Origin of the sequence: Paenibacillus hebaui, assembly GCF_051934385.1 — a bacterium.
Taxonomy (GTDB): Bacteria; Bacillota; Bacilli; order Paenibacillales; family Paenibacillaceae; genus Paenibacillus.
The window spans coordinates 2,373,591-2,385,752 of sequence record NZ_CP196836.1 but is presented as its reverse complement, the minus strand read 5'-3'; the positions used below and the strand labels follow the sequence as shown (position 1 = coordinate 2,385,752).

The window sequence follows — 12,162 nt, the reverse complement described above, 5'->3', positions numbered from 1 at the left end:
TTACTGTTCCCCGCTTTCACGAGTCTGTTCACGCGGTATACGCCGCGCCACACCTGTCTTAACGGCTGCTTCAATCACGCGATTGCGCATCGATTTAACAATTTTATCGTTAAACACACTCGGAATAATATAGTAGCGGGTACGCTCTTCATCCGAAATGGCCGAAGCAATCGCTTGGGCTGCAGCCAGCTTCATCTCCTCATTAATTTCACTTGCACGGCAATCCAGAACGGCTCTGAACATACCCGGAAAACACAAAACGTTATTGATCTGGTTCGGATAATCCGAGCGGCCTGTCGCCATCACAGCTACAATGTCTTCCACCACAGAAGGCATAATCTCCGGTACCGGATTCGCCATGGCGAAGACAATCGGGTCAGCGGCCATGGATTGCACATCTTCCCGGGTTAACAGATTGCCACGTGACAAACCGATAAATACATCGGCTCCGCGAATCACGTCACGCAGTGAGCCTGTCTCCAGCTCCGGGTTAGTACGCGCCGCATAATCGGTCCATACTTCATTTTCATATGTGTTTGTCCGTACAAGCGCCCCTTCACGGTCCACACCAATGAGCCGACTGGCTCCCGCAGACAGCAGAATATTACTGCAAGCCACTCCCGCTGCCCCAATTCCGCAGACCACAATTTTCACATCCGTGATGGACTTGCCAACCAGCTTGAGCGCGTTGATCAGACCTGCGTATAACACAACCGCCGTACCATGCTGGTCATCATGGAATACCGGAATGTCCAGTTCCTCATTCAGACGGCGCTCGATTTCGAAGCAGCGTGGAGACGAGATATCTTCCAGATTAATACCACCAAAAGCTGGTGATATCGCTTTCACCGTACGAATGATTTCCTCGGTATCCTGTGTATCCAGACAGATTGGAAAAGCATCCACGCCTGCAAACTGTTTGAACAGCATCGCTTTACCTTCCATCACTGGCATCGCCGCGCGTGGACCAATGTTGCCCAGTCCAAGAACAGCACTGCCATCTGACACAACAGCAACCGTATTACGCTTGATCGTGAGCGAGAACGCCTTGCCAGGCTCTTCTGCAATGGCTGAGCATACCCGGGCCACATCCGGTGTGTATACGCGTGACAGGTCTTCACGGTTATGAATCGGGATCTTCGGTGTAACTTCGATCTTGCCGCCCAAGTGAAGCAGGAACGTCCGATCCGATACGTTAATAATGGATACACCTTTGAGCTGGCGCACCCCTTCTATAATTTTACTGTTATCCTGTGCATCCGTTACGGCGACCGTCAAGTCGCGCACACTTACATCCTGATTGGTCGAAATCACGTCGATGGCAATGATATCCCCGCCAGCTTCCGAGATGGCCGAAGCCACTTCGCCAAATTTGATATCTTTTGTTGTCATTTCCAGCCGAATAATGAAGCTGTTGCCGTCAAGATTTCTTTGATTCATTCCAATTCCTCCCAGACTGAAAGTCTTGAGTTGCATGTTACCTGTTTGTCTTCGCTGCACGGACACGTTTATCCTTTATATTACCCAGAAAAAGTGCTCAGCTTGCCCTTTACACGACAAAAAGACCCCCTCATCGTCTACTGGACGGTAAGGGCAGTCTCTCTGTACGCGGACTCGGCTCAACCGGCCGAATCTATATTCCTATACTATTTCCGCTCAGCCACTCTTTTCAATACACGAATGTCATATGGCTGCAAATCTAGACTATGCTCCACACCATCACCACTAAGCAGATCGGTATAGGACTGTTCATCCAGCTCCACTTGCTTCGTTTCCGGTGTGTAGTTCTGCACAAATACATAATCGGCTGTGCCATCTGTACGGATGTGTGCTGTAACTCCAGCCGGAAGCTTCGTTTCAAGCGCACGCTCAATGCCCAGGTCAGCAATCAGACGACCATAGAAATCATCGTAAAACGGTGCTTTGGTACGTGTTGCTATATAATATGCTTTCCCTGATCCCAGACGGTTAACCGTTAACGCTGGTCGGCCAGCATAGAAGTCTGAGCGATACGTTGCCAGGGCTTCTGCCCCTTCCAGATGAATCAGGTCGCATAATTCAATCGCATCATATTCTGCATTCAGCTTGAGTTCATTGCCTTTAGCAGGCACAATTCCGTTCAGATCCCGATCATGCAATCCGTCGATTTCTTCCGACCAGATTCCCAGCGTTTTGCGGAGTGGTCCCGGGAAACCGCCCAGGAAGCAAAGATCATTTTCATTTACGATGCCTGACCAATACGTAGCTACGAATGTACCGCCATTTTCTACGAATTGTTCAATACGTTCCCCGACACCTTCACGCATCAGATAAAGCATTGGTGCAACCAGCAGCTTGTATTTGGACAGGTCAGCATCCATATCGATAACGTCAACGGCAACTCCCTGTTTCCAGAACGCTTCGTAATGGGCTTCAACTGTTTGCTCATATTTCACACCAATATTGCGCGGACCTTGTGAATCATTAACGGCCCACCGATTTTCCCAATCAAAGATAATTGCCACCTCTGCCGGTACCGATGTTCCCACAATGGCTTCCATGCCTTCAAGAGCCGTTCCTACGTCCGTTACATCCTGGAACACACGCGTGTGTTCTGTCCCTACATGATCTACCACAGCGCCATGGAGTTTCTCACTGGACCCCCGGCTCTTTCTCCATTGGAAGTACTGTACACTGTCGGAACCGTGTGCCACCGCCTGGAGAGAAGAGAGCAAATGCATGCGAGGTTTCTTCAGCTTGCTGACCTCTTGCCAGTTGGTTGAGCTTGGGGTACTCTCCATCAACAGGAAAGGCTGGCCGCCCTTGATGGAACGAACGATGTCATGCATCATAGCGATCCGGGACGCCTGCTTCCCATCGTCATCTGCATCATGCCACGTCGGATAACTATCCCATGAGAGGAAATCCAGAATATCTGCGAACTTCCAGTAATTCAGACCTCCATAAAACTCCATCAGGTTAGTTGTGACTGGCAGATCTGGATTCTGAGCTTTCAGTGGTTTGGTTTCATGTACGATAAAATCAGCCGTCTGGTCTGTAACGAATCGGCGCCAGTCCAGATTCATCGCGTGCACCTGTGTTTCACCGTGCGGTGCAGGAGACTCCACTTGACTCCAGTCCGTTACGGTATGGCTCCAGAATGTTGTCCACCAGGAATGATTCAATTCGTCCAGGGTGCCGTATTTATTTTTTACCCAGCCGCGAAATGCGTCCTGGCAATAGTCACAATGGCAATCTCCACCGAATTCATTGGAAATGTGCCAGCCAATCACAGCGGGATGATCCGAATAACGTTCTGCAAGTTTCGTATTCATCGCCGTAACCTTTTCCCGGTATACCGGAGACGTATAACAGTGGTTATGACGGAAGCCATGCAGATTGCGAACTCGGTTCTCTCCAACACGCAGAACTTCAGGGTACTTGGCGGACATCCAGGCAGGTCTTGCTCCACTTGGTGTAGCCAAGAACGCATAGATCCCATTCGCTGCAAAAGTATCCAAAATACCGTCCAGCCAGTCGAAAGTATATACGCCTTCCTCGGGTTCAAGAGACACCCACGAGAAAATGCCGACGGACATCACGTTACATTTGGCAAGCTTCATCAATCTGATATCTTCTGCAAGTACTTCAGGATAGCGGAGCCATTGCTCCGGGTTATAGTCAGCGCCGTGAAGCATGCTTGGCACTTTGGAACTTACGGGTGGAAATTTGTGTGTCATGTTGACAACTCCTTTGCATATTCATTTCATTTTGAATAATCTATCTGATTAACGCGGCATTCAGCTGCGCATATGATTCGGTACCAGGTTCCTGTCCAGCAGATAGTGCTGAAAACGATTGCAACATGCGACCTTTAAAATCGAACATCGTCAGGTTCCCCCAATTATTCGGGTGTCCAACGGACCAGTCTTCCTTACTAGGTATCCAGGCAGGTTCCCAATAATAGAATCCGGCTCCAAGGCCGGCGGGAACTTCACGAATAATCTGCAGCAAATCCTTCAGATAATTCGTCTGTCCTTCCACAGTAGCGGGATATCCGGGCAGAAGCAACTCTTCCTGGTTCATAATCCACTCATGTCCTTCTGGCTGTTCCAACGTCCACGGATAAGCGGTTTCGACAACATTGATAGGTTTGCCGTAGCGTTCCGCCAAGTCGTGCAAATTGTCACGCAATGCATCCAGTGTTCCATGCCACCAAGGATAGTACGAAAGCCCAATGATATCAAACTCCACACCAAGCGCTTCAAATCGATCATAGAATTTGCGGCTCTCCGCATTATCGCCGCCGCGGTCAATATGGATCATAATCTTGATATCCGTATCAACGGATTTAACAGCAGCGATACCATACTTCACAAGTCCGGCAAAACGTTCCCACTGTTCATCCGTATCATGTTCTTCTCCACCGACACGTCCTTCATCCCATAACATGCCTGGAGTAATCTCATTCCCGACCTGCACCATATCCGGCAATGCATCATGCTCCTTGAGTGTTCTCAGCACATCTGCCGTATACGTACATACCGCACGTTTCAGCTCCTCGTAGGACAGATTCTCCCAAGCTTTCGGCTTCCACTGGTTGGCTGGATCGGCCCAACGATCCGAATAATGGAAATCAAGCAAAAACTGTAAGCCCTGTTCCTTGATCCGCTTCGCAATCGCTACCGTCCGCTCCAGATTGCAGAATCCGCCTACAGGATCATTCCAGATGCGCAAACGAATGGCGTTAGCGTCATTGAGCTTCAGGATGGACAGCAAGTCTTGTTCTTTGCCATCCACATCACTATAGCTCCCGCCATGCTGTTCGATTTCATCCATAAAAGACACATCCATTCCCAGAATGAATGTCTTCTCCTCCAAGTTGCTCACTGTATCAACCTCCATTAATTTGTGGTACAGGCTCAGCCTTTAACTGAGCCCAACGTCATACCTTTGACAAAGAAACGTTGCAGGAAAGGATACACAATCAAGATCGGTGCACTTCCGATGAAGATCTGAGCTGCCCTTACCGTAGTCTGGGAGATCGTTTCCATTTCCTTCGGGTTCATTGCCATCGTACTCATGTCACGCTTGATGATGACGGTCTGCATGAAGGTCGCCAGCGGATAATCCTTGGCGTTATTCATGTATAACAGTCCGTCGAACCAGGAGTTCCAATGAAACACCATACTGAACAATGCAATCGTTGCAATGGACGGCATCGAAATGGGAAGGAAGATACTGAACAATGTTCTGAAATGATTGGCCCCATCCATCAGAGCCGCTTCCTCCAGCTCTTTTGGAATGCCGCGGAAGAAGTTCAGCATCAGAATGACTAGGAAGGTGTTGACTGCCCCTGGAAGTACCAGTACCCAGAAGGAATCCATCAGGCCGATCTTCTGAATAACCATGTAGAAAGGAACCAGTCCACCATTAAAGATCATGCTGAAAACAAAAATCCAGGAGTAGATCGTTCTTCCTTTGAACTCACTATTTTCTTTGGACAACGGATACGCTGCCAGGAAAGTAATCAGCAACGTAATCGCCGTACCAATGACGGTACGAAGCAGGGAAATCCAGAGAGAGTTCAGGAATATTGGATTATTCATCGTTTTTTTGTAGGCCTCAAGAGAAAAGCCTACAGGCCAGAGATTGACCAGATTCGCATCGGCAGCAGCCTTTGTACTAAAGGATACCGCCAGGACATGAATCATCGGTACAATACACATAATGGCGACCAAAATCAGAAAGCAGATATTGATTATATTAAACACGCGATAAGGCAATGATTTATGATACATCGTGGTCCCTTCTTTCTCTGTTCATTCAATTAGAATATGCGGTATCCGGCGTATTTTTTGGCTAAGCTGTACGATACAAGAATCAAAATCATACTAATGACCGATTTGAACAATCCGATCGCTGTTGCGAAGCCCATCTCACCGTTTTGCATCGCAGAACGATATACGAATGTATCAATGATGTCACCCGTCTGATATACAAGCGGATTGTACAGATTGAAAATCTGATCAAATCCAGCATTGAGCACATTTCCAAGCGCCAGTGTTCCAACAACCATCAGCATCGGTACAAGCGAAGGAATCGTAATGTGCAGTGTTTGTTTCCAGCGTCCTGCTCCGTCAATTTCTGCTGCTTCGTACAACGCCGGATTAATCCCGGCAAGGGCAGCCAGAAAGACAATCATGTTATAACCAAATTCTTTCCACACATCTGTCAGAATGACCGTAGATCGGAACCAACTGTTGTCCCCAAGGAAAAAGTATGGCCCAAGTCCGAAGGTTCCCAGAACCCGGTTCACCAAGCCGCCGGTTGACAGTAGATCTATCAAAATCCCGCCCAGAATGACCCAGGACAAGAAGTGAGGTAAATAGACAAGGGTTTGAATGGTTCGCTGTATAGCCATCTTGCGAACCTCATTCAAAAGAATAGCAAAAACAAATGGAACAAATAAGTTAAAGATCAGTTTAAGCACAGCAATGATCAATGTATTCCAGATTACCTGTAAGCTGTCTTCACGTTCAAACAAATATCTGAAGTTATCCAGCCCGACCCATTCAGAGCCGCTAATCCCAAGCCATGGCTTGTAATCCTGAAATGCCATAACGATTCCGCCCATAGGCACATAACTGAATATAATCAGAAAGATAATGGCTGGCAAAAGCATAACGTGGAATGGCCAATTTCGTTTCAAAGTTCTCATGATTGCTCCCCCTGTATTTCTTCCTACTCAAGCACTCTTGAGTGGCTTATAATGCGATTATATCAGTCTTTTACAGGGTTCAAACAGCGCATAAAAGCAATATAAATGGCACAAAATCAACCACTTTACTTCAGACTAAATAAACAAAAAAAGCGCACAGACTTGTTCCGTCTGTGCGCCGATTTTGCTTATTTTTTCACGCCATCATACCATGTGTTGACCTCTTGTGTGATTTGGTCACCGCCACCCGATTTCCACGTTTGTACAAATGTATCAAACGACTCTACCGGATTTTTACCATAGATAATTTCATTGAAAGCCTGATTTTCAATTTTGTTCAAATAGTCCAGCTTCGATTTCATCGTCTGCGTTGTAGGACCTGTGAACATGTTTTTGTAAGAGATTTCTTCCTGACTCAGCAACACTTTCGCTGCGGCAGGTGTCTCTTTACCATAGTTCGCGGCAACATCTTTTTCCAGCTTGGTTTCCGGCTCTTTGCCATCTGCCAGATTCATCAGAGCTTTCATCTGAGCGTCTGGAATACGGGCACCATCACGCACGAGCAAATAACGTACAACGTTGACATACCCGCCATCAATTTTTTCATACCGTTTTTGTTTTCCATTTTCATCCAATTGATAGTCATAGCCTGCAAACAGACCGTTATCATATTCACTTCCTGGTTTCGGATCTGCGTATTTATCAAACAGGTAGTTTTGATACGTAAAGAATGCTTCTGGATGTTCCATGTCTTTTTTGATCAAAGTAACACCATTGACAAATTGTGTACCATGACGCATTGCTTTACCATCAGGTCCACTTGGGATCTCAATTGGTTTCCAAACTGCACCTGGGACATTTTTCACCGTATCGTTCAGTGGCCATCCACTCATCCAGTATGGACCTGGAATAATGCCGGCTGTACCCGCAACTGCCGGCTCTGCCGTTTTGTTTTCATCCCATAATGCTGCTTCCTGCGGGATATAACCTTTTTTGAGCCATTCGCTCATTTTAGTCAAACCTTGCTTCATACCAGGATTGATGGAACCATACTCCAGCTTGCCATCTTCACCTACATTCCATTGTTGCGGTAAGGTGCCATATGCACCAAAGATCCATGACGTATCTCCCATCCATGTGTTCATGGATGTTTTGAAACCAACGCTAAGCGGAATGACCTTAGCTGGAGCCAAGCCATCCGGATTTTTATTTTTGAATGCTTCCATCACAACTTCCAGTTCGTCAATGGTTTTTGGTGCCTTCATGTTCAGCTTGTCCAGCCAGTCCTGACGAATCCAGAGAAGGTAGTCGTTGTTGTAAGCATAGTCCAGAACAGGGACACCCATCCTTTTGCCATCACGGCTGTACTGGTTCCATACATTAGGGTCCTGATCCATTGCTTTTTTCCATGTGTCGGAAGCATATTTGTCGAACAGGGGTCCCACTTCCTGATACATGCCGGAGTCAATTAAATCTTGAGCAATTAAATTATCCGGCTGCCCTATGGTCACAATATCCGGCATTTCCTGACCGGAAGACATGGCAAGACGAAGCTTGGTTGCAAATGCGCTGTTTGTATCTGTCACGGACCACAAGGATTTGATCTCAATTCCGAATTTGTCCTTGGCCCACTTGGTTGCCACATTATTTTCCATGGATTCGCCATTTTTAAATTTTAGCTCAGGATCGATTCCCCATGCGGTAGTAATGGTAACTGGCGGATCATATTTCTCTTTGTATTCGTTCTCAGCTCCTGATGTGTTTGAAGCCGCCTTATCTCCGCCTCCACTGCCTCCTGAACATCCTGCAAGAACGACAGTCAGACACAGCGTTGTAGCGAGAAGCGACAGTAATCTCTTTTTCGTTGATTGCGCTCTCATGTTGTTCCCCCTTAAATCGTTTTGGTTACCCTTTCATTATAGGCTGACCAGGACTTTGATCCTATGATACGAAATCAAGATTTCTGCACCTTTGCCAACCTATATTCTGGAATGCTGTTGTAATTATGCCTGATCCCTGAATTCGTTGGGGGTCATGCCATAATGTTTTTTGAACATTTTGCTGAAATATTGCGGATTTTGATATCCAAGCTCACTCGTAATCTCGTAAATTTTCTTATTGGTGTTTTTGAGCAGATACAATGCACGCTCCATGCGCATTCGAATCATATAATCTCCCAGACCCTCACCTGTCTCGGCTTTATAGATCTTGGATAAGTAGACTGGATGCAAATACACCTTGTCGGCAATCATCTTCACGGACAGCTCCTGCCCGGCATCTCTTGTCACCAGTTCCTGAACCTGCTTGATGACATGCCTGCGGCTCTGTACTCCCTCCTGATCCGACAACTCCTCCTGCAGCTTGGCAAGCATCTCTGTCGCCCAACGCCGCAACTTTTCAGGAGATTGGATCAATTGGTGAGCAAGATGCAAGTCAAATCCCGCATGATCAATCTCATGCACCAGATGACCCTGTTTGTGCGCGATATACATAAATGCATTGGTTACGGACAAATACATCTCATACACATGTTCTCTGGAAAGACGAACTCGATCTGCAGCGTCAAAGACAGCGTTCAACTTGCGTGCCGCCGCTTCCCACTGTTTGGTTTCAAGCAACTGAGGCAGCACCGGTGGTTTATAGAGCTCTTCAAGCGCTTGTGCCGCATCATTCTCCGGTCGTTTCGTCAGCTCTTTATCCATATAAATGATCGTATTTTCCTCTGGTCCTGAAAGGACAAGTGATCCCAAACCTTTACGGTAAGCCGTAGTCAAATCGGCGAAATGAAAAGGTGTCGTCACAACCATGGACAGATCCCCTTGCAAATATCGGATGACATGCTCCCGGAAGGTCGCTGCCGGTTCCTTTAAGACTTCCAGATTCGTCTGCACGGGCTCTGTCCATCCCTGATGCTGTACAATCATAACCAGACACTCATGAGGGCCTCGCCCAAACCAGACGTTAAATTCTGATCCAAATACCTCTTCCGCAATATTACCTGCCGCAAAATCCATCAGATCCAGCGATTGCTGATCCATTGCCGAGAACCGACCTGTAAGACGAATCAGCATCATGACTGCCGGTTGTTCTGGCTGGAGCCCGATCTCGTACTGCTGAAGCTGTTCACCTAGTGCCCGTGCTGTAATTTCACGCCCAAGCAGCAAATCATGCATTAGATTTTCACGTAAAATCTTATAGTCTGACTTCCGGCTGTACAACAACCGATGATATTTATCGAATTCATCCCATTCATCCCGAAGAGATGTGATGGCAGCTGAGACCGAAGCCATGAATTCCTCATCGTTAACCGGCTTAAGGATATAATCGGCAGCCTGCAATTGAATCGCCTTCTTCGCATATTGAAAATCACTATGCCCTGTCAGGAGAATACAACGGATATGCGGCGAACGTTTGCTTACCTCCTCAATCAGATCCAGTCCCGACAAACCAGGCATTCGAATATCCGTGACAACGATGTCCACCGCATTTTCTTCCATGATCTGCAGTGCTTCCTTGGCTGAAGCTGCACGCAACACAGTCGTCACCCCAAGTTCTCCCCAAGGAATCGTCAATTCCAGACTTTCTGTCACATATGTTTCATCATCCACTAGCAATATATCAATCAAATTAGTCACTCCCTGTTTGCTTCGTTACGCCATTGATTCTAACGTTTATCTTATAGATCGCCATGTCTCTATCCTTCGATTTCCGGAAGGAGTTCTTTGTCAGCAGGCCACGACAGTATGACACGTAATCCCCCAAGCGGCGATTCTGTAATATCTATTCCTGCCTGCCCCCCATACCTTAGCTGAAGGCGCTGGTTTACGTTCCATAGCCCGCAACCCATTTCCTGCTCCATCGCACCTCTGAGCTTGTTGAGCAGCATCTGCCGGGCAAGTTCATCCATACCTTGTCCATCATCATCTACCGTAAGGATCATCATGCCATCCCTTTTTTCTCCAGAGACCCAGATCTCTCCAGCTTCGGCATCTGCTTCGATCCCATGAATAACCGCATTTTCCACCAGCGGCTGCACGATGAGAGGAGGCACCTCCTGCCTCAGAATGTCCTCGGATAAATCAATCCTGTAACGAATTCGATCCATCCTCATCTGCTGAATCTCCAGATAACAGGTGACGAACTCAATTTCCTCCGAGAGTGGCACCACATCACGCTCCTGCCTCGTCGTATAACGGTAATATCGGGACAGATTATGCGACATGGCAACGACAGCATCGACACGCTTCAGCTTCGCCATACTTGTAATGAACGAGAAACAATTATAGAAAAAGTGCGGATTAATCTGCGATTGCAGCTGCTTCAGCCTAGCTTCACGCACATGAATCTGTTCCAGATATACGTGCTCAAACAACTGCTGAATCTGCTCCACCATAGAGTTGAATCGTTCGGACAAAAAGCTGAATTCATTTCGTCCTTTGGGTGTGATTCTGACTGAATAATCCTCCTGTTTCAATCGTTGGAATCCACGAATCAGCTGTTTGACAGGCACCTGCACCTGTACATATAACAGATATGCCACGCCAAAGCTCATCAACAACAGACAGATCATGGCTGAATAAAACAACAAATTGGATTGGTGGATGGGCCTCAAGATAGCTGATAGAGGCATGTAATCCACCAGATACCAGCCGGTTGTACTCGACTTCACCGTATTAACCATGTAAGGCTCGCCGTCAATGACTACCGTCCGGTTATCTACATCCTTAAGTTTGTCAATAGCCAGCTTGCCCATCAGCTGACCCGTCAGGTCACGATCCGAAGTTCGGTTATAGATAACCCCAGACTCTTCTCGGTAATAGAAGGGATCATGCCGTCCATCGTCCTTGAATCTGTCCAACATATCGCGAATGTTGTCACTGTCGAACTCCAGCTTAATTACAGTTTCGGCATTGGCTGCCGGATCACTAATGCCATATGGAGATACGGTAATCCAGCTAAAGATGAATCGTTCATCATCCCCATCCTGCATCTTTCGAACATTCCATCCAGGGGATATCGTGTTTCGCAGCACCTGCTCATCGTAAAAGCGGGCATCTCTTTCGGAGATGACCCTGCCGAGCGACGGGGAATAGAGATATAATTTCGTCGTCCAGTTGGATGAACTTTCCTGGATGCTCAGCTTGTTCTGAATACGTTTAATCAGGTTAATTGCATCCAGATCAAAATACGTGCTATCGGCATAAACCCGCCGAAAACTGGCGATATCCGGATCATGAATAAGCAGATTCGGCCATGACGATAACAACTCGATATGTGTGTTTACTTGATTCTGGAAAAATTCCAGCTGATTGCTATTGGAACGATTCAGTTCATCCCGTAGAACCGCGGTCGTTTTATGATTGGAATACCAGTACAACAATACGACTGGAACCAACATAATCAGTATTAAAATAACCATTTTGGAAAAAAGATTAGTCCGGTATGACATCTCTTCATCTCAC

Annotated in this window: 8 protein-coding genes; all 8 read right to left on the bottom strand. The window is 47.0% G+C overall.

The window, feature by feature from the left end:
• Positions 1 to 1,440 carry an NAD-dependent malic enzyme gene (locus ACR32F_RS10985; protein WP_440118738.1) on the bottom strand — a complete coding sequence of 480 codons (1,440 nt, stop codon included), beginning with the start codon at positions 1,438 to 1,440 and terminating at the stop codon, positions 1 to 3.
• Positions 1,441 to 1,646: 206 nt separating this feature from the next.
• Positions 1,647 to 3,719, bottom strand: a complete 2,073-nt coding sequence (locus ACR32F_RS10980; protein WP_440118737.1) for a beta-galactosidase — start codon at positions 3,717 to 3,719, stop codon at positions 1,647 to 1,649.
• A gap of 40 nt (positions 3,720 to 3,759) precedes the next feature.
• Positions 3,760 to 4,869, bottom strand: coding sequence for a glycoside hydrolase family 53 protein (locus ACR32F_RS10975; RefSeq protein WP_440118736.1), 1,110 nt, complete (start codon positions 4,867 to 4,869; stop codon positions 3,760 to 3,762).
• A gap of 32 nt (positions 4,870 to 4,901) precedes the next feature.
• The gene (locus ACR32F_RS10970) at positions 4,902 to 5,780 is read right to left on the bottom strand and encodes a carbohydrate ABC transporter permease (protein ID WP_440118735.1); all 879 of its coding nucleotides are present in this window, start codon (positions 5,778 to 5,780) and stop codon (positions 4,902 to 4,904) included.
• A 29-nt stretch (positions 5,781 to 5,809) separates the two neighbouring features.
• Positions 5,810 to 6,700 carry an ABC transporter permease gene (locus ACR32F_RS10965; RefSeq protein WP_440118734.1) on the bottom strand — a complete coding sequence of 297 codons (891 nt, stop codon included), beginning with the start codon at positions 6,698 to 6,700 and terminating at the stop codon, positions 5,810 to 5,812.
• A 188-nt stretch (positions 6,701 to 6,888) separates the two neighbouring features.
• Positions 6,889 to 8,580 carry a sugar ABC transporter gene (locus ACR32F_RS10960; RefSeq protein ID WP_440118733.1) on the bottom strand — a complete coding sequence of 564 codons (1,692 nt, stop codon included), beginning with the start codon at positions 8,578 to 8,580 and terminating at the stop codon, positions 6,889 to 6,891.
• 123 nt (positions 8,581 to 8,703) lie between these two features.
• Positions 8,704 to 10,326: a response regulator transcription factor gene (locus ACR32F_RS10955; protein ID WP_440118732.1), complete on the bottom strand. Its 1,623-nt coding sequence runs from the start codon at positions 10,324 to 10,326 to the stop codon at positions 8,704 to 8,706.
• Positions 10,327 to 10,394: 68 nt separating this feature from the next.
• Positions 10,395 to 12,149, bottom strand: a complete 1,755-nt coding sequence (locus tag ACR32F_RS10950) for a sensor histidine kinase (protein ID WP_440118731.1) — start codon at positions 12,147 to 12,149, stop codon at positions 10,395 to 10,397.
• Positions 12,150 to 12,162: the final 13 nt, after the last annotated feature.